At 60.4% G+C, this 16724-nt stretch carries 18 protein-coding genes; 11 read left to right on the top strand and 7 right to left on the bottom strand.

Going from position 1 to position 16724, the window contains the following annotated elements; all coding sequences use genetic code 11:
- The first annotated feature begins 2 nt into the window (after positions 1–2).
- From ACQKPS_RS19495 to ACQKPS_RS19525, 7 genes are all read left to right on the top strand, one after another.
- On the top strand, positions 3–488 hold the full coding sequence (locus ACQKPS_RS19495) for a DUF2878 domain-containing protein (protein WP_427605389.1): 486 nt from the start codon (positions 3–5) through the stop codon (positions 486–488).
- Between the two features lie 322 nt (positions 489–810).
- The gene (locus ACQKPS_RS19500; RefSeq protein WP_427605390.1) at positions 811–1851 is read left to right on the top strand and encodes an ABC transporter substrate-binding protein; all 1041 of its coding nucleotides are present in this window, start codon (positions 811–813) and stop codon (positions 1849–1851) included.
- Positions 1852–2040: 189 nt separating this feature from the next.
- Positions 2041–2568 (top strand): DUF3455 domain-containing protein, encoded by a 528-nt coding sequence (locus ACQKPS_RS19505; protein ID WP_427605391.1) that lies wholly within the window; start codon positions 2041–2043, stop codon positions 2566–2568.
- Positions 2569–2672: 104 nt separating this feature from the next.
- Positions 2673–3221 carry a sigma-70 family RNA polymerase sigma factor gene (locus ACQKPS_RS19510; RefSeq protein WP_427605392.1) on the top strand — a complete coding sequence of 183 codons (549 nt, stop codon included), beginning with the start codon at positions 2673–2675 and terminating at the stop codon, positions 3219–3221.
- The gene (locus ACQKPS_RS19515) at positions 3218–3916 is read left to right on the top strand and encodes an anti-sigma factor (protein ID WP_427605393.1); all 699 of its coding nucleotides are present in this window, start codon (positions 3218–3220) and stop codon (positions 3914–3916) included. Before ACQKPS_RS19510 ends, ACQKPS_RS19515 begins: the two co-directional genes overlap by 4 nt.
- A gap of 105 nt (positions 3917–4021) precedes the next feature.
- Positions 4022–4600 carry a TetR/AcrR family transcriptional regulator gene (locus ACQKPS_RS19520; RefSeq protein ID WP_427605488.1) on the top strand — a complete coding sequence of 193 codons (579 nt, stop codon included), beginning with the start codon at positions 4022–4024 and terminating at the stop codon, positions 4598–4600.
- A 53-nt stretch (positions 4601–4653) separates the two neighbouring features.
- Positions 4654–5130 carry a DUF1348 family protein gene (locus ACQKPS_RS19525; protein ID WP_254480186.1) on the top strand — a complete coding sequence of 159 codons (477 nt, stop codon included), beginning with the start codon at positions 4654–4656 and terminating at the stop codon, positions 5128–5130.
- Positions 5131–5275: 145 nt separating this feature from the next.
- Here ACQKPS_RS19525 and ACQKPS_RS19530 read toward each other — a convergent pair whose 3' ends face one another.
- Positions 5276–6130, bottom strand: a complete 855-nt coding sequence (locus ACQKPS_RS19530; RefSeq protein ID WP_427605394.1) for a LysR family transcriptional regulator — start codon at positions 6128–6130, stop codon at positions 5276–5278.
- Positions 6131–6205: 75 nt separating this feature from the next.
- Here ACQKPS_RS19530 and ACQKPS_RS19535 point away from each other — a divergent pair, with 75 nt between their 5' ends.
- Positions 6206–7171 (top strand): DMT family transporter, encoded by a 966-nt coding sequence (locus tag ACQKPS_RS19535; RefSeq protein ID WP_427605395.1) that lies wholly within the window; start codon positions 6206–6208, stop codon positions 7169–7171.
- A gap of 91 nt (positions 7172–7262) precedes the next feature.
- Here ACQKPS_RS19535 and ttdB read toward each other — a convergent pair whose 3' ends face one another.
- The 3 genes from ttdB to ACQKPS_RS19550 are packed head-to-tail and all read right to left on the bottom strand — an operon-like array spanning position 7263 to position 10133.
- Positions 7263–7871, bottom strand: coding sequence for a L(+)-tartrate dehydratase subunit beta (gene ttdB, locus ACQKPS_RS19540; RefSeq protein ID WP_028945996.1), 609 nt, complete (start codon positions 7869–7871; stop codon positions 7263–7265).
- Positions 7868–8767 carry a L(+)-tartrate dehydratase subunit alpha gene (ttdA, locus tag ACQKPS_RS19545; RefSeq protein WP_081255345.1) on the bottom strand — a complete coding sequence of 300 codons (900 nt, stop codon included), beginning with the start codon at positions 8765–8767 and terminating at the stop codon, positions 7868–7870. The genes ttdB and ttdA overlap by 4 nt, the downstream gene beginning before the upstream one ends.
- Positions 8768–8786: 19 nt before the next feature.
- Positions 8787–10133, bottom strand: coding sequence for a dicarboxylate/amino acid:cation symporter (locus tag ACQKPS_RS19550; protein ID WP_427605396.1), 1347 nt, complete (start codon positions 10131–10133; stop codon positions 8787–8789).
- 195 nt (positions 10134–10328) lie between these two features.
- On the opposite strand from ACQKPS_RS19550, the gene ACQKPS_RS19555 reads away from it, so the two are divergent.
- Positions 10329–11258, top strand: a complete 930-nt coding sequence (locus tag ACQKPS_RS19555; RefSeq protein ID WP_427605397.1) for a LysR substrate-binding domain-containing protein — start codon at positions 10329–10331, stop codon at positions 11256–11258.
- Between the two features lie 322 nt (positions 11259–11580).
- Here the strand turns inward: ACQKPS_RS19555 and ACQKPS_RS19560 are convergent, their stop codons facing one another.
- The 3 genes from ACQKPS_RS19560 to ACQKPS_RS19570 form a co-directional block, all read right to left on the bottom strand.
- Positions 11581–12579: an AraC family transcriptional regulator ligand-binding domain-containing protein gene (locus ACQKPS_RS19560; RefSeq protein WP_427605398.1), complete on the bottom strand. Its 999-nt coding sequence runs from the start codon at positions 12577–12579 to the stop codon at positions 11581–11583.
- An 83-nt stretch (positions 12580–12662) separates the two neighbouring features.
- Positions 12663–13445, bottom strand: a complete 783-nt coding sequence (locus ACQKPS_RS19565; RefSeq protein ID WP_254480193.1) for an SDR family NAD(P)-dependent oxidoreductase — start codon at positions 13443–13445, stop codon at positions 12663–12665.
- A 681-nt stretch (positions 13446–14126) separates the two neighbouring features.
- Positions 14127–14531 (bottom strand): MerR family transcriptional regulator, encoded by a 405-nt coding sequence (locus tag ACQKPS_RS19570; RefSeq protein WP_427605489.1) that lies wholly within the window; start codon positions 14529–14531, stop codon positions 14127–14129.
- Positions 14532–14604: 73 nt separating this feature from the next.
- Between ACQKPS_RS19570 and ACQKPS_RS19575 the strand changes: the two genes are divergently transcribed.
- Both ACQKPS_RS19575 and ACQKPS_RS19580 read left to right on the top strand, forming a co-directional pair.
- On the top strand, positions 14605–15669 hold the full coding sequence (locus ACQKPS_RS19575; RefSeq protein ID WP_427605399.1) for an SDR family oxidoreductase: 1065 nt from the start codon (positions 14605–14607) through the stop codon (positions 15667–15669).
- A 26-nt stretch (positions 15670–15695) separates the two neighbouring features.
- Positions 15696–16595: a DMT family transporter gene (locus ACQKPS_RS19580; protein WP_427605400.1), complete on the top strand. Its 900-nt coding sequence runs from the start codon at positions 15696–15698 to the stop codon at positions 16593–16595.
- Positions 16596–16724 lie beyond the last annotated feature (129 nt).

Here is a 16724-nt window from a genome sequence, read left to right on the forward strand (position 1 = left end):
ACATGGGCCGCCGTGTCTGGTTGCTGGGCAACGCGTTGTGGCTGCAAGCCGGCTGGTGGCTGTGTGTGCTGGGGGCGCATAAGCCGTGGCTGTTGCTGATGGTGGTGAGCGGCCTGCTGCTGCACCTGCGGCTGAGCCCTGGCGGAGAGCTGCGCGTGTTGCTGTGGGTGGCGCTGTCCGGTTGCCTGCTGGACAGCACGCTGGGCCTGCTCGGTGTGTTCAGTTTCGCCCAGTGGCCGCTGCCACTGTGGCTGGCACTGCTGTGGCTGGTGTTGGCCAGCGGCATGCGCCACAGCCTGGCAGGGCTCGGCCAGCCCGCATGGCGCGCGGTGCTGCTGGGCCTGTTCGGTGGCCCGCTGGCCTATCTGGCCGGCGCCCGGCTGGCCGGTATCGAGCTGCCACTCGGGCGCCTGGAGACCGCGCTGATCCTGGCACCGGTCTGGGCACTGGCGCTGCCACTGGCCTTGCGCTTCGCAGCACGGCGCTGATCACCACGCAGCATCGACGCTCGTGTTTTTCCAGGCGCTCGCCCTGGCCTAGCCTTTGCGTGACCCGGGCGCCATAGGCCTGCAGAGCTTTTTCATATGACTGGAGCATATTTTTACTAATTTCCCCCGCCGCAGCTGTGGCGCACCATCCCCCAGGTGAGTGACAACCGCCGTTCCAGTCATTTCCACCCAGCGCCTCGCGATACGCACTCACCACAACAACAAGAAAACCACTGCGCACACCGCTGCGCAGTGGGCTCGGGCCGACTGGCCCAACTGCCTCGACAAAACAACACAACCACAAGCAGTGAGGGAGTTTTCCATGCGCATCATCGCCGCATCGCTCAGCTTTGCACTTCTTTCAGGTTTCAGCCTGTGCGCCGTATCCAATGAAGCCAGCCTCACCATCATCTCCTTCGGCGGGGCCACCAAGGCGGCCCAGCAGTCAGCGTACTTCCAGCCGTTCGAGAAGAGCGGTGCAGCCAGGGTGGTGGCGGGCGAGTACAACGGCGAACTTTCCAGGATCAAAGCCATGGTGGACGTCGGCCACGTCTCCTGGGACGTGGTGGAGGTTGAAAGCCCCGAGCTGATCCGCGGCTGCGAAGCGGGCCTGTTCGAACGACTGGACCCCGGCATTCTCGGCGAGCAGTCCGGCTACCTGTCCGGGACTGTCAGCGAGTGCGGCGTAGCCAGCTATGTCTGGTCGATGGTGCTGGCCTACAACCCACAAAAGCTCAGCGTCGGGCCCGCCTCCTGGGCAGACTTCTGGGATACCACGCGCTTCCCTGGCAAGCGCGGCCTGCGCAAGGGCGCCAAGTACACCCTCGAAGTCGCGCTGCTCGCCGATGGCGTTGCCCGCGCAGACCTGTACCAGGTACTGAGTACGCCCGAGGGCGTCAACCGAGCGTTCCACAAGCTGGACGAAATCAAGCAGAGCATCCAGTGGTGGGAAGCCGGTGCGCAGCCACCTCAGTGGCTGGTGGCAGGCGATGTGGTGATGTCTGCCGCCTACAACGGGCGCATCGCTGCCGCGCAGAAGGAAGGCTCGCCGCTGCGCATCGTATGGCCGGGCAGCCTGTACGACCCTGATCACTGGGCGATCGTGCGCGGCACTGCCAACAAGGACCTGGCAGAGCAATTCATCAGGTTTGCGAGCCAGGCAGGGCCACAGAAGACCTTCTCCACGCAGATCCCTTACGGCCCGGTGCGCACGCAAGCGCTGGCGCAGCTGCCTGAGGACGTCCAGCAACAGCTGCCTACTGCACCGGGCAATATCGCCGAGGCGCAGCTGGTGAACGCCGAGTTCTGGGTCGACCATGGTGAAGAGCTCGAGGAGCGCTTCAACGCGTGGGCCGCTCGTTGAACTGACCGGAGCCGGCGTCCCCCGCCGGCTCTTCGGCATCGAGGGGGGTTGATCAACAGCCTGTGCGTCGATAGCCAGGGCGACAACCGTTTTTTTTCATATCCAGTGCATCCAGCCAGGCCGCTGGTGGGTATTGCTAATGGGCGGCCTGTGACCGCCCGGCCCAATGACCTATCAGGAGCACAGCCCATGAACTTCAACGTCCCCACCTGCCTGCTCGCTTGCAGCCTCGCCCTGGCACTGCAAACCGCCCAGGCTCAGCCTGCGCTGCCAGATGCGATCAAGGTCCCGGATGGCCACCGCGTCATGCTCGAGACCGTCGGCGTCGGCGAGATCACCTATGAGTGCCGCGACAAGGCCAATACCCCCGGCCAGACCGAATGGACCTTCGTCGGCCCCAAGGCAGTGCTCAATGACCGCGCAGGCAAACAGGTGGGCGACTATTTCGGCCCGCCCGCCACCTGGCAGGCCAAGGATGGTTCCAAGGTCACCGGTACCCAACTGGCTGTAGCACCTGCGGACAAAGGCGCCATCCCCTACCAACTGGTCAAGGCAAACGCAGCCGAAGGCACAGGCACCATGCAGGGGGTCAGCTTCATCCAGCGTTTGGCCACCCGCGGTGGCGTGGCACCAGCAAGTGCATGCACGGCCCAGAACAAAGGTGCCCGGCAGGTCGTCCAGTATCAGGCCGACTATGTGTTCTGGACAGCCAAGTAAGGGGCACTCGAGCAGACACCCGGCATTCGTTCATCTACGCTGGTTGGCAAGCCCCCGGCTGGTAGGCCGGGGACCCTTGCAGGGATACAAGGAAGCCGCATACGTTGAACTCGCCAGCCGCCCCCTTCGACTTCCACCGCTGCCTGGAGGCCTGTGCACAGGGCGACCGGCGAGCCCTGCAGGCGCTCTACGATCACGAGGGTGCGCGCCTGCTGGGCGTAGCCCGGCGCATCGTGCGTGACGACGCCATCGCAGAGGACATCGTCCACGATGCGATGATCCGCATCTGGATGCGCGCAGCCAGCTTCGACCCGGCGCGCGGTTCGGCGCGTGGCTGGATCTACAGCATCACCCGCCACCTGGCGCTGAACACGATCCGCGATACACGCCGTGAGACGGTGCTGGAGGAAGCCGATATCGATACAACGCCCGCCTTTCACGGGGCGCTTGAAGACATTGACCTATGGTCAGGCTCGGCGAAAATCTACCGTTGCCTCGAGCAATTGCAGCCCTCACCCCAGCGCTGCATCCTGCACGCCTATGTCGACGGCTGCAGCCACGCCGAAATTGCCGGCCTGCTGGGTGCGCCGCTGGGCACCGTCAAGGCCTGGATCAAGCGTAGCCTGAAGGCGCTGCGGGAGTGCCTGGAATGAAGCCGGAATATGACGAAGCACTGGACACCCTCGCCGGCGAGTTCGTATTGGGGACCTTGTCGGCCGAGCAGCACGCCGCAATGATCGAACGCCTGAACAGCGACCCACCCTTGCGCGCCGCAGTGGATGCCTGGGAGGCACGCTTGCTGGAGCTGACCGCGCTGGCTGCGCCACAGCCACCGAGCGCCCGCCTGTGGGCGCGTATCCAGCGCAGCCTGAACGAACTGGCCACCCCCTCGCCGGCGCCACGCGCCAAGGTGTGGCAGCGCCTCGGGGTGTGGCAAGGGGTGAGTGCCGCAGGGCTGGCGGCAAGCGTGTTGCTGGCGTTCATCTTGTTTACCACGCCGCCGCCCAGCACTCGGTTCGTAGTGGTGCTGGTGGCGCCCAGCAGTCAGGCCGCCGGCTGGGTGGTACAGGCCAGCGACAACCGCATGATCGAGCTGATCCCGCTTGGCCAGGATGCAGTCCCCGACGGCATGGCCCTGCAGTTCTGGACCAAGGGCGAGCAATGGCGCGCACCGGTTTCGCTGGGCCTGGTCAAACCGGGTGAGCCTTATCGCATCCCGCTTCAAACCCTCCCACCGCTGGAAGCCAACCAGTTGTTCGAGCTGACCTTGGAGAAAGCCGGAGGCTCGCCTACCGGGTTACCGACGGGCCCGGTGAAGTTCATTGGCCGTGCGGTAAAAGTGATATGACCGATAGCCGGGGCCGGTGCTTCGGCTGAAAGCTCCTTGCCCACCCTCAAACGAAAATATCAATACCTGCTTGACCAGGGAGAACGATCGTTCTACTCTGGCTACATGAACAAGCCAATGACCGATACACGCGAAAAAATCCTTGCGACTGCCGAGAAGCTGATTTACGAAAACGGGATTCACGCCACTGGCATGGACCTTTTGGTAAAGACTTCAGGCGTAGCCCGTAAGAGTATCTATCGCTATTTCGCGACCAAAGACGATGTCGCCGCAGCGGCACTCAATGCACGCGATGTACGCTGGATGCAGTGGTTCAGGAGTGAGTGCGAAAAAGCCCAAACGCCGCAAGCGCGCATTCTCGGTATTTTTGATGTTCTTGGAAGCTGGTTCGAGTCTGACGGTTTTCGGGGTTGCGCCTTCATCAATACCGCCGGCGAGGTAGGCGACGCGGACGACCCTATTCGGCAGATCGCAAAACTGCACAAACAGAAGCTTCTGGATTACACACTGGAGCTGACCCGCCAGTTGCAGGTCAACGATCCGGTGAAGTTGGCCAGGCAACTCTTCGTGCTGATAGAGGGCACGATAACCGTCGCCCGCGTAATGGGTGATTTTACGGCGCTCGACAGTGCTCGGGAAATCGCCAAGTTACTGCTTGAACAAGAACAGCGCGCAAGCGCCTGACGCCCCGGCAATACCCACTCGACTGATTCATCCAATAGATTGGAGGCACCACCATGTCCAACGAACAGGCTCGCCCGCCACTTCCTCCTTTCACCCGCGAGTCGGCGATTGAAAAGGTCCGACTCGCGGAAGACGGTTGGAATACTCGCAACCCTGAAAAAATTGCGCTCGCTTATACCTTGAACACCCAATGGCGTAACCGAGCCGAATTTGCAAACAATCGCGAAGAAGCTCAGGCGTTCCTGACTCGCAAGTGGAAGAAGGAGCTGGACTACCGTCTGATCAAGGAGCTCTGGGCCTTCACCGACAACCGTATCGCCGTCCGCTACGCCTATGAGTGGCACGACGATTCGGGCAACTGGTTCCGCTCCTACGGCAATGAAAACTGGGAGTTTGAAGCCGACGGCCTGATGCATCGCCGATTCGCTTGCATCAACGACATGCCCATCAAAGAGAGCGAGCGTAAGTTCCACTGGCCACTGGGGCGCCGTCCGGATGACCACCCAGGCCTGACTGAACTGGGCCTGTAATTCATGCCGAACCTGATCCTGTTTTTTAAAGCAGGATCAGGTTTTGATCAGCAGGCGTTCAACCTTCCCTTACCCGTTTGATTGGCATGCGTAATCAACCATTGGCGCTCAAACAGCCAATGGGACCTTCTTTACATGTCCCTCCCTACAGTCGAAACGATTGCCGCATCGCCCGCGCCAGCAAAGTCACGGCGGCGTCCCCGCCCGATGCCGGGCTGCGCACGAAGAGGATGTCGTGGTCGGGAATAGCCGGTAGCCCCTCGAGGATCTGCATGCGCTCGGTGACCTTGGCCCGGTCGATCACACTGATGGCCAACCCGGCCTCCACACAGGCTTTGACGGCCTGGTTGGAGTGGCTTTCAAGGACGATCCGCGAGCGGCGTCCCGAGGCCTTGAGTGATTCGGTCATGGCCTCACGATAGGGGCATTGCAGCGCATGGGCAGCCAGCGGCAACGGGTCATGAAGTACCGCCGCCGCGTTCATCGGCCCGACCCAGACCGGCGTGGTCGACAGCAGTCGCTCGGCATTGGGCCCGAGCGTGCCTTCGGCCTGGGCGACAACTGCTGCCTGCAGTTTGCCGCGCCGGACCAGATCCCTCAGGGCATGGCTCGGCCCCGTCCTCAGTTCGAGCACCACATTCGGCCAGGCAGCGCTGAACATCGGCAAGATGTCGCGAATCACATGGGCTGCGTATTCGTCAGGGACACCGAGCGTGATACGCCCGGCCAGATCCGGCCCGTGCAGCTCTGCCAGCACCTGATCGTGGGTGCGTAACAGCTCGGCGGTCGAATTCAGCAGCCGTCGGCCCAGGGCCGTCAAGGATATGGACTGGTTGTCGCGATTGAGCAGCCTGCCACCGGCAACGGCCTCCAGCCGTTGAATGTGAACGCTGACCGCCGCCGGGCTTTTGTGCAGCTGCTCGGCCGCAGCGCTGAATTTGCCAATACGCACCACGGCATGGAAGGTACGCAGGAGGTCGATATCGAGTGTGGTTGCCATAGTTCAATATCCGTAAAGAACTGCTGCAGTTAATTTTGATTTATCAGATTACGCCGATTTCGTAGTGTCGGGGGTATGAACCAGCACCTGCCGACTCCGCCCTGCACGCCGACCCGTCGCCCCTGGCAGCGGGCCTGGCCGCTGCCCTTGCTTGAAGCCGCGCTGCTGCTGACCTGGAGTTCCGGGTTCATCGGTGCACGCTTCTCCATCGATCATGCCCCCGCCCTGCTGGTGGTGTTCTGGCGCTGCGTCGTGGTGAGCCTGCTGTTGTTCCCGTTCGTCTGGCGCGCGCTGCTCCAGACGCCGTTTGCCGTGTTGCTGAGCCACGCGGGCATCGGCCTGCTGGCCATGGCGGGCTACCTCACCGGCGTGACGCAGGGCATTGCCCTGGGTGTGCCCGCCGGCCTTGCCGCGTTATGTGCCGACCTGTTGCCGCTGGGCATGGCGCTGCTCGCGGCGCTGCTGCTGGGCGAGCGCCTGCCGCTGCAGGTATGGGCCGGCCTGGTCGTCGGGCTGCTGGGGATGCTGTGGGTGACCCACGATGCGCTGACGCTGGGCACGGCACCGATGTGGGCCTATGGCCTGCCCGTGGCCGGCATGTGCTCGCTGGCGGTGGCCACGTTGTGGCAAAAACGCAGCACGGTGCAGGCCATGGGCCTGTTGCCGAACCTCTGGCTGCAGTGTTTCGTCTCCAGTTTCGCCTTCGCGGCCCTCGAAGGCAGCCAACGCAGCCTGGCACCGGTTGCCAGCGCAGGCTTTGCATTGAGCGTGTCGTGGACCGTCGTCCTGTCGACGCTTGGTGGCTATGGGTTGTACTGGGCCTGCCTGCGCAGGTCCTCGGCCACCCGCGTCGCCAGCGTGCTTTATCTCAGCCCACCGATCACCCTGCTCTGGGCCTGGGCGATGTTCGATGAGCCGTTGTCCTGGCAGATGGCAGCGGGGATGGCGCTATCGGCGGTCGGGATCTGCCTGGTGGTACGCGCCGAGGCCCGACGATCCAGCCGCGATGAGCGCAAGCCCAACCACCCTACCCCTCGCTGAGGTGATGACGCCACTGACAGCGATGTAGATAAGTGCCTTGGCAAGGTTGAGAGATGGGCAGTTCAGGTATTCGCCTGACTGCCCCTGCTCATCACTTGATGAAACGGACCTGGCTATTGATCTTCTCGATGACCGCACCTTTGCGTTCGTTGAAGCGGGCCTTGTTCTGCTCGAACAGGTTGTTGCCCTTGGTATCGATGGAGATGATCAGAGGCCCGAACTCACGCACCCGGTTGACCCACAGCGTCTCCGGCATGCCCAGATCCTGCCACTCGGCACGCTCGATTTCCTCGACCTGGGTGGCGGCCAGTACTGCGCAGCCACCGGGGAATACTGCGTGCACGGCTTTGTTCTCCAGGCATCCGGTAGTGGTCTCCGGCCCCATGCCGCCCTTGCCTACGATCAGCTTGACACCGGTCTGTTCGATAAACTGCTTCTCGAATTTTTCCATGCGCATGCTGGTGGTCGGGCCGATGGACACCATCTCGAAACTGCCGTCTTCTTTCTTCTTGACGATCGGGCCCGCGTGGAAAATAGCGCCGCCACGCAGGTCCACAGGCAGCTCGCGGCCCAGCTCGATGAGGCGGCGGTGTGCGACGTCACGGCAGGTCACCAGTTGACCGGTAAGGTAAACCACGTCGCCGACGTTGAGGTTGGCCAGATCTTCGTCGCTGATCGGGGTGTTGATGATCTTCTTCACAGTACTACCCCTTCGTGGGAGAGGATGTCATAGGTCAGGTCGGCGTTGATGCGAATCTTGCCGCGGCGGTGTGCCCAGCAACCGGTGGAAACTGCCACGCCAATGGTCGAGGGGTGACGCGCCGAAGACTCGATGTTCACGCCCATCACGCTGCTGTTGCCGGTCAGGCCCTGCGGGCCGATGCCGATTTCGTTGAGGCCTTCTTCCAGCAGCTTTTCCATCATCGCCGCGCTTTCGTTCGGGTGGCTGGAGTCCACTTCGCGCAGAATGGCCTTCTTCGACAGGCGTGCTGCGGTCTCCACCGAGGTGGAGACACCCACACCTACCAGCAAGGGTGGACAGGCGTTTACCCCACGGGAGGTGATGACATCGAAGACAAACTCAGTCACCCCCTCATAACCTTGGCCTGGCATCAGTACTTTGGCCGAACCCGGCAACGTGCAACCGCCACCGGCCATGTACACGTCGACGATTGCGTAGTCGGCATCGGGGATGATTTCCCAGTCCAGCCAGGGGATCTTCGAGCCGGTGTTGGTGCCCGTGTTCTTCTCGATGAAGGTTTCCACCGCGTTATGGCGCAGGGGCCCATGGACGGTGGCTTCCTTGGTAGCATTTTCGAGGATGCCTTCCATTTCACCGAGCAGCGGAAAACGCGCGCCGGCCGAAATGAAGTACTGGATCACGCCAGTGTCCTGGCAGCTCGGCCGGTTGAGCTTGTCGGCGTATTCCTGGTTGTCGGCCATCGAGTCATACACGGCAATGGCCAGTGGATTGGTTTCGGCTGCACGCAGCTTGGCCGTTTTTTCCTTCACGTCTTTGGGCAGGCGTTTGCCAATATAGGCGGTGAACTTGGCCAGCGTGTCGGTCAGCGATGAGACGGCTGCTTCTTTATCTATGGTATCCACGGTTATTTCCTCAGTGCATCACAAGGTGTTTTTTTTCAGGGCTGACGGCAGTGAGTGGAGCCGTACCCTTTAACGCTTCTTTCTCTGGTTCAGCGCAGGCGTTGCCATCAAGAACCTGGTTCATGCGGTCGCTATCAAGCGCACCGACCCACTTCGCGATGGCCATCGTTCCGACCGCGTTGCCGATGGTGTTGGTGATAGCGCGAGCCTCGGACATGAAACGATCGACGCCTAGCAGCAGCACCATGCCGGCTACCGGAATGTTGTCCATGGTGGCCAAGGTCGCAGCGAGCGTGATGAAGCCTGAGCCGGTAACCCCTGCCGAACCCTTGGAGGTGAGCAGCAGCACGCCGAGTACGATCAGTTGATCCATCAGGGACAATGGTGTGTTGGTGGCTTGGGCGATGAAGATCGCGGCCATGGTGTAGTAGATGCACTGGCCGTCAGGATTGAAGGTGAGGCCGGAGGGGATAACCAGGCCGACGACTGGCTTGGATACGCCGACCTTTTCCAGCTTGTTCATCATTTGAGGCACTACCGACTCGGATGAGCTGGTGCCGAGCACGGTGAACAGTTCTTCGCGCAGGTACTTGAGAAACTTCCACAAGCTGAAGCCCGACATCCGCGCGATGCTGCCCAGGATGATCACCACGAACAGGAAGCAAGTCAGGTACATGGTCGCCATCAATTTGCCTAGCGACGCGATCGAGCCCAAGCCGTACTTGCCTACGGTGAACGCCATTGCGCCGCAAGCTGCCAACGGCGCGACGCGCATGACCAGGCCAACGATGTAGAACATGCCGTGTGAGAATGCCTCCAGCACGTCAACGACCGGTTTGCCGCGTTCGCCCAGATTGGCCAGGGCAATGCCCAGCAAGGAAGAGAAAAGCAGGATCTGCAGGATCTCATTCTTGCCAAAGGCGTCGACTACGCTGCCCGGAATCAGATGGAGCAGGAAGTCGGTGACACCGCCCGTACCCGTAGCTGCGGCTGAGGTGTAAGTGGAAATTGCCTGGGTGTCCAGGGTGGCTGGGTCGACGTTCATCCCTTGTCCGGGTTGCACCAGATTGACAACGATCAGGCCCAGAACGAGAGCAAAAGTTGACAGGACCTCGAAGTAGATCAGGGCGCGCACACCGACCCGACCCAACTCTTTCATGTTTTCCATCTTGGCGATGCCCAGCACCACCGTCGCGAAGATGATGGGCGCGAACACCATCTTGATCAGCTTGATGAACGCATCACCCAGCGGCTTCATGTCCACGCCGAGCTGCGGCCAGAACACGCCTAACAGGATGCCGATCGAAACCCCGATCAGCACCTGCACGTACAACTTACCTACCCATCGCTTGGCCATTGCCGTCTCCGAATTATTGTTGTGAGTCGGATTTATGTGGCGACTGGGCTACGCAGCGGGAGGAAAACCTCCTCACAGGCTGGCAGTTTAATAGCCCAGTTTTTTTGTGGTTAATCACGCAGGGACTAAGGTAATGGTTTTTTAGAAACGGTGTAATACAATCAAATTAAACTCATTATTTACCTAGAGTTAATTATGAACCCTGTGTCCGAGCTTGCTTTCTTCAGTCAACTGGTCGGGGCGGGCAGCCTGGCGGCCACCGCTCGCGAGCTGAACCTCACCCCACCTGCAGTGACGAAGCGTCTTGCGCAACTGGAAAAGCGCCTTGGGGTGCGCTTGCTGAATCGGACGACACGCAGCATCAGCCTCACGGCGGAAGGTGAGACCTATCTGGTCAATGCCAAGCGGATCCTTGAGGAGATTGAGGAGATGGAGCGGCAGGTCTCAAGCAGCCGTGCCGAACCGAAGGGTTTGCTGCGTGTGAATGCGCCCCTTGGCTTTGGGCGTACTCATGTAGGGCCGGCAATTTCATCCTTTGCCAAGCGTTACCCTGAGGTGGAGGTCCAGCTGCACCTGAGCGACCGTCCTATCCATCTTCCTGATGACGCGATCGATGTGGCTATTCGTTTCGGTGAGCTACCGGACTCCAGACTGATTGCTCGCAAGATTGCCAGCAACCGCCGACGTCTCTGCGCCTCACCGGGCTATCTCGACACCTTCGGCAGACCGGAGTCTCCACGTGATCTCATGAAGCACAACTGCATAGTGTTGCGGCAAAACGATGCAGCATTTGCCACTTGGCGATTGAGTCGGGGTAAGCAAATCGAGTCCATAAAGGTTCATGGTGGCTTGAGTACCAATGACGGTGAGGTCGCCTTGAGCTGGGCATTGGAGGGGCATGGGATACTTATGCGTGCGGAGTGGAACCTGGCTGATCATTTACGATCCGGAAGGCTTGAAGAGGTGCTGGCGGATTATGAAACGCCTCCGGCGGACATCTATGCCGTTTACTTGGAGCGCCTGAATTTATCTGCGAAAGTATCATTTTTCATTGAACACCTCAGAGATTTTTTCAAGAGTAAGGCAGATCAGCAGGCAAATGGTCTTGCTGCCTGGGCGCGTTAATACTGTATCGCACCTGTCGTTGTAGAGCATCGACTGCTTCTGGTCAGAAAGCCGCTCTCGGCGAACGTATTCTTTGGGTCGAAAGCGGACGCTCGTAGTTTGGCACCTGCGTGATGGCTGATGTGTTTGCCTGAAGATCTTCAGTGTGCATGAGATCGAGCGCCGCCCGCGCGGCGCTCGATCTCCTAGGCGCTGAAAATTTCACGGCGAACACATCCGAACACCGCACAAAACCCAAGGCATGCATCGTCCGCCATGGGTCGAAAGTAGCCGGTCGCAACTGACAGCTTTCGACCCATAGCGGACATTCAGCCCTCTGGCTTCAGTGGCAGTGCTGGCTTCGATACTCGCCTGGCGTCATGCCTGTCCAAGTCTTGAAGGCACGCAAGAAAGAATTGGCATCCACAAAGCCGATCAGGAAGGAAATTTCCCCTGGAGAGAGGGTCGAGCGAGTCAGGTAGTGGCGAGCCAGGCCCTCTCGCGTGTCATTGAGCACGTCCTGATAGCTCAGCGCCTCGTCTGCAAGATGCCGCTGAAGCGAGCGCTTGCTCATTGCCAGGCGACGGGAGATATCGTCGATACTGCTCCGGCCGCTTGGGAGCATGTCGAGCAGTGCGCTGCGTACTCGCTCACGTGTGCTGGCGCCGGCTTCAAGCCTTGAAAGCCGCGTCTGAAGTTCCGGCTCGAAGAACTGCCACATGGAAATGTTCTCGGTCAGGAAAGGACGGGCAGCATCCTGTGTCGAAAAGCGAAGCCGATTGCAGTCGCCTTGTTGCAAGCGACACCCCAGAAAGTCTTCGCACGGCTTTGCCGGGTTGGGTATCGCTACCAGCTCCGCCTCTAACGGCGAGATCGCTTGCCGTGTGGCGAGGCGTGCCAGGTGGGTGAGGAAAACCAGCTCCGTGGCGCAGAGGCTGTGCGGCAGCGGACGGTCGTAACCGTAGCATTCGATTAATACCTCGGTGTGAGCCTCGGTAAAAATGACTTCCAGCGCCAAAGGCCCACAGAGACGTTTGTATTCTGCAAGCCGAGTAAGCGCGACGTTGAGGTCGGGACTGCACAGGCAGGCAAAAAGAGCCGGATCGAAAGCCTCGACCGAAATGGAACCACCGAGTAGCAGCGGTAAGCGCGACACCCCCACCATCTGTTCGAGGCTGCGAAACAGCCGAAAGTATTCCGCCGGGGAAAGCGATGCATCTTTGCGGCTGAACAAATCGGCCGGTAGCTCAGCCAAGGCCAGCACATCCCCGGGTGCTAGTCCCAAATCAGAAATAATGAGTTTCCACCCGGAGTGCACTGCAAAATGCTTGGCTTGTTTCATGGACTAGCAATCTCTCTGGAAGCGAATTTCTGTGGTTTGGCAGGCAGCAGGCCTGACGAAAGCCGCAGTGCCTCAAGCCTTCATCAGGATGGCTTCTCCATCGCTTGGCGGGACATCTTGAGCACCATTTTGCGAGGCAGCAGCGGAACGATCCAGTCGAGCATGACGCGCAACTTGCCTTCGTTGAAGGCAACCAATTCACCGCGCTCCATGGCCTTGTAACCGCGCTGAGCCACGGACTCCGCCGTCCTGGCGTTTTTCCAGACATCCACGCCCTGCAAATCTCCGGCAGCGACGAACCCTGTGGCGACCGCACCTGGACATAACGCGGTGGCTGTCACACCGTACTCCCTCACCTCTTCGGCGATTGCCTGGGTGAATGAGGTCACGTACGCCTTGGTAGCGTAGTAAACCGCCTGCAAGGGGCCCGGCATGAACGAGGCGGTCGAGGAGACGTTGAGGATCCGCCCGCGCCGACGCGACACCATTCCTTTGAGGTAATGATGGGTCAAGGCGGTAAGCGTGATCATGTTCACCTGCATCATGGCCCGATCGGCTGCGAGTTCGCGCTCGACAAACTTGCCATGCCCACCGAAACCGGCGTTGTTGATCAGAACTTCAATGGACAATCCCAAGGCTTCGGTGGCAGAGAATATGCGATCTGCCGAGGCGGGATCGGCCAGATCTTCCACGATTACATAGGCTTTCACCCCGTATCGGGTCTGGAGCTCCTGTTTTATGGCGTCCAGCTTGTCCCGTGAGCGGGCTACCAGGACAACATCGCCATGCTTGGCTGCATGGATACGTGCCAGTTCAAGTCCGATGCCGCTCGAGGCTCCGGTGATCAATGCGGTATTGGAAATCATGCTATCTCCTTTGTTGGGAAAGGCCCCTTGGATAAGGAGATGCTACGGCTTGGACTTGAGCATGGCACTAGCGCAAGACGCCATGACTAATTCCGATCGCGCCAATCGCTCGGCGGATGGTCGCATCGCATCCGATGCTGGTACGCGAGGCTCATAATGTGTCCGCTTAGGGTCGAAAGCTGTCAGTCGCGACCGGCTACTTTCGACCCATGGCGGACGATGCATGCCTTGGGTTTTGTGCGGTGTTTGGATGTGTTCGCCGTGAAATTTTCAGCGCCTAAGAGATCGAACGCCGCCCGCGCGGCGCATCGCGGATGAATCCGCTCCTACATTTTGTTGCAACGTGGCCATGCCTGTGAGGCCATGGTTGTCAGCCTTGTTGGCATGACGGGATTTTTAGGCGGGCATTGATGCCGCCTCACATGACTTCAGACATGCACCAAGACGGGCTACCATGGCCTGTCAGGTTCGGCACGTTGCAACAAATGTAGGAGCGGATTTATCCGCGATGCGCCGCGCGGGCGGCGCTCGATCTCATGCACACTGAAGATCTTCAGGCAAACAGATCAGCCACCACGCAAGAGCCAAACTACGACCGTCGCTTCGGGTCGATAGCAGCCACTCGCGACCGGCCAGCTTCGACAACGCGCGCGGCCCTCGCTCAATGCCCTTGTGGTCAGGCTATGCGGTCGAGGTGCGTCCATGGACAGGCAGGTGCGCAACCGTCAGTCCGTTGGCAATGGCACTGGCTTCAAGCTTCGCACGCTCTGCCTCGAGAAACGCATACGCGGCTTGCAGGGTTGTGATCTTCGTTTGAATGTCGGCCATCTTGTTGGCCACCAACGCCGCGCCTTGTGCGCAATCGATGGTATTTCCCCGCTTGGCCTGAAGGATGTCCCTGATCTCGCCGAGTGAAAAACCTCCGCCCTGGGCACTTTGAATGAAGGCCAGGTCAGCCACGGTCTGATCGCTATAGCTGCGGTAATTGTTGGCCAGTCGATGGGCCACGATGAGCCCGAGCTGCTCGTAATAGCGTAATGCATGGCGACCGATGCCGCTGCGGCGCTCCAGCTCTCCAATGTTCACCGTAAAAATTCCTTGACTGTAGAGCACACTCTACACCTTAGCCTGCGCCGATCATCCAAACAAGGAGTCAGACATGGGCGTGGAATGCTTCGTCACAGGCGGCAGCGGGTTTGTCGGTCAACATTTGCTGGCTCGCCTCACTGCCACCGGGCACAGGGCCTGGGTGCTCATGCGCAGCCCCGAAAACATCGAGCGTCTCAGGCAACAGGTAAGCCGCCTGGGAGGTGACGCCGCGTCTATCCATGCCGTCGAGGGCGATATCAGCAGGGAGGGGCTAGGGCTCAGTGAAGCAGACCGGCAACGCGTGTCTTCGGCGGCGGTGGCCTTCCACCTGGCGGCGCAATTTACCTGGGGGCTGACGATGGAGCGCGCTCGCGAAGTCAATGTGCAAGGGGCACTGCGGGTGGCCAGGCTTGCGGCCAGCCAGCACATGCGGCTGGTGATGGTGGGCGGCTTCATGCTGCAGAACCTTACCTACCTTGCCAAGGTCGGGGTGGATATCGTGTGCCCTGAAAACACCCATTGGCCTGCGGTCTACGGCCGTGTGGGTGGCTACGAAGGCAGCAAGCTCGAGTCGCATTTCGCCGTTATCCGCTACCTGCAGGAAGCAGACGCGGATTATACGATCGTCCATCCCGCTACGGTGTGCGGCCACAGCGAGACGGGGCACATCCTCGAAGGACAACCGCTGGCCGAACTCATTCGCAATCTTGCCCAGGGCCGCTTCAAGGCTGTCCCAGGTACAGACCGCCACTGGTTGCCGGTCGTCAGCGTCGATTACCTGGCGACGATGATAACCTGCGTGGCGTTCGACCCCTCGATGGCCAACCGGCAGGTCCTGGCACTCGACGAGAGCTCAGCGAACCTGCAGGGGATGCTCGAGCAACTGGCAAAGACACTGGGTGTGAAGGCGCCTCGGCGCCATGTCGCGATCAGGTTGATCAAGTGGCTGTTGACGATCCCCGGCCTGGCGGCGCGATTCGCAATCAGCGCCGAGTCGTTGAACTTCATCCAGACGCAGCGCTTTGACATGAACCGCAGCAGGCAACTGGAGCGCAAGTATCGGTTGACCCATCCCGATCTGGCACGAACGCTGGAAAAGACGGCGCGCTACGTCACGAGTCATTTGTCCCACTGATCCAACCAGACACACGGAAGGTCACCATGCAATCTCACTTCGGCAAAGGCGTCCTCTTTGCACTCTGCGCAGCTGCACTGAACGCAAGCATCGGCGTACTTAGCAAGGTGTTGATGAACAGTGGCTTCAGCTCCAGCAGCATCGCCTTGATAAAGACCCTGCTCGGCGGGTTGCTGCTGTCAGGCTTTCTGGTGTTCCTCAAGCGGCCCCTGCACAAGGCCAGGTGGCGCCCTGCCGCCGTCTGCGCCTTTCTCGGCATTTTCATGCTGTTCCACTTTGAAACGTTGGCCTACAGCCATTACGCCGCCGCCGGGGTGGTGGTGATCCTGATGGCCAGCGCGTCCATTGCTTCGATATTACTGGGACGGATAGTCCTCAAGGACCCGATCAACGCCAACGTGATGGCAGGCGCAGGGCTGACGATAGCCGGCATTGCCGTCATTTTCGGCGCCGATGTTCAGCAAGGCTTTACCCTGCAAGGTGCCGCGCTCGCGTCGATTGGAGGCTGCGCTTATGGCGCATTTTCGGTTGCCATGAAGCGCATGGGCGTATCCGGGGGCCTGCATTTCACCCGGCAACTCCTGATGTTCGGCAGCCTTTACCTGCTGCTGCCCGCTGCGAGCGATGGGTTCACCCTGGGCGCGTTATCGCCGGTAGCCCTGATGGCCTTGCTCGCGCTGGCTACGCTGCCGACCATCCTCGGATTTTTCTGCACCACCAAGGCCATCGAGTATCTGAAACCGTCACAAGTCCAGGCACTGGAACTCACCGAGCCGCTGTTCGCCGCGCTGCTGGCACTCGTGGTGCTCGATGAAGTGCCACGAGACACGTTGTACCTGGGCGGCGGCCTGATCCTGCTTGGCCTGTGCTTCTCCAACGAGCTGATTCGCTCAGGCAGAAAAGCGCCACACCCCTCCGGCGTGTAAAGTGGGGCGACAGGCGCAATTGCCGCTTGGCCAGCAGGGTGAGTGCAACGACGATCTGACCGGGCCCTGTAGGCCGGCCTGAGCGATAACCTGGGCAGCCTGTCGGTAGAGGTTCCCTTCGGCACGGTG

Source organism: Pseudomonas sp. NPDC086566, from assembly GCF_050280885.1.
Classification (GTDB): domain Bacteria; phylum Pseudomonadota; class Gammaproteobacteria; order Pseudomonadales; family Pseudomonadaceae; genus Aquipseudomonas; species Aquipseudomonas vlassakiae.

Coding starts and splice junctions, on each gene's coding strand:
- ACQKPS_RS19495 (WP_427605389.1), top strand. CDS start 3: ATGGGCCGCCGTGTCTGGTTGCTGGGCAACGCGTTGTGGCTGCAAGCC.
- ACQKPS_RS19500 (WP_427605390.1), top strand. CDS start 811: ATGCGCATCATCGCCGCATCGCTCAGCTTTGCACTTCTTTCAGGTTTC.
- ACQKPS_RS19505 (WP_427605391.1), top strand. CDS start 2,041: ATGAACTTCAACGTCCCCACCTGCCTGCTCGCTTGCAGCCTCGCCCTG.
- ACQKPS_RS19515 (WP_427605393.1), top strand. CDS start 3,218: ATGAAGCCGGAATATGACGAAGCACTGGACACCCTCGCCGGCGAGTTC.
- ACQKPS_RS19520 (WP_427605488.1), top strand. CDS start 4,022: ATGAACAAGCCAATGACCGATACACGCGAAAAAATCCTTGCGACTGCC.
- ACQKPS_RS19525 (WP_254480186.1), top strand. CDS start 4,654: ATGTCCAACGAACAGGCTCGCCCGCCACTTCCTCCTTTCACCCGCGAG.
- ACQKPS_RS19530 (WP_427605394.1), bottom strand. CDS start 6,130: ATGGCAACCACACTCGATATCGACCTCCTGCGTACCTTCCATGCCGTG.
- ACQKPS_RS19535 (WP_427605395.1), top strand. CDS start 6,206: ATGAACCAGCACCTGCCGACTCCGCCCTGCACGCCGACCCGTCGCCCC.
- ACQKPS_RS19550 (WP_427605396.1), bottom strand. CDS start 10,133: ATGGCCAAGCGATGGGTAGGTAAGTTGTACGTGCAGGTGCTGATCGGG.
- ACQKPS_RS19555 (WP_427605397.1), top strand. CDS start 10,329: ATGAACCCTGTGTCCGAGCTTGCTTTCTTCAGTCAACTGGTCGGGGCG.
- ACQKPS_RS19560 (WP_427605398.1), bottom strand. CDS start 12,579: ATGAAACAAGCCAAGCATTTTGCAGTGCACTCCGGGTGGAAACTCATT.
- ACQKPS_RS19565 (WP_254480193.1), bottom strand. CDS start 13,445: ATGATTTCCAATACCGCATTGATCACCGGAGCCTCGAGCGGCATCGGA.
- ACQKPS_RS19575 (WP_427605399.1), top strand. CDS start 14,605: ATGGGCGTGGAATGCTTCGTCACAGGCGGCAGCGGGTTTGTCGGTCAA.
- ACQKPS_RS19580 (WP_427605400.1), top strand. CDS start 15,696: ATGCAATCTCACTTCGGCAAAGGCGTCCTCTTTGCACTCTGCGCAGCT.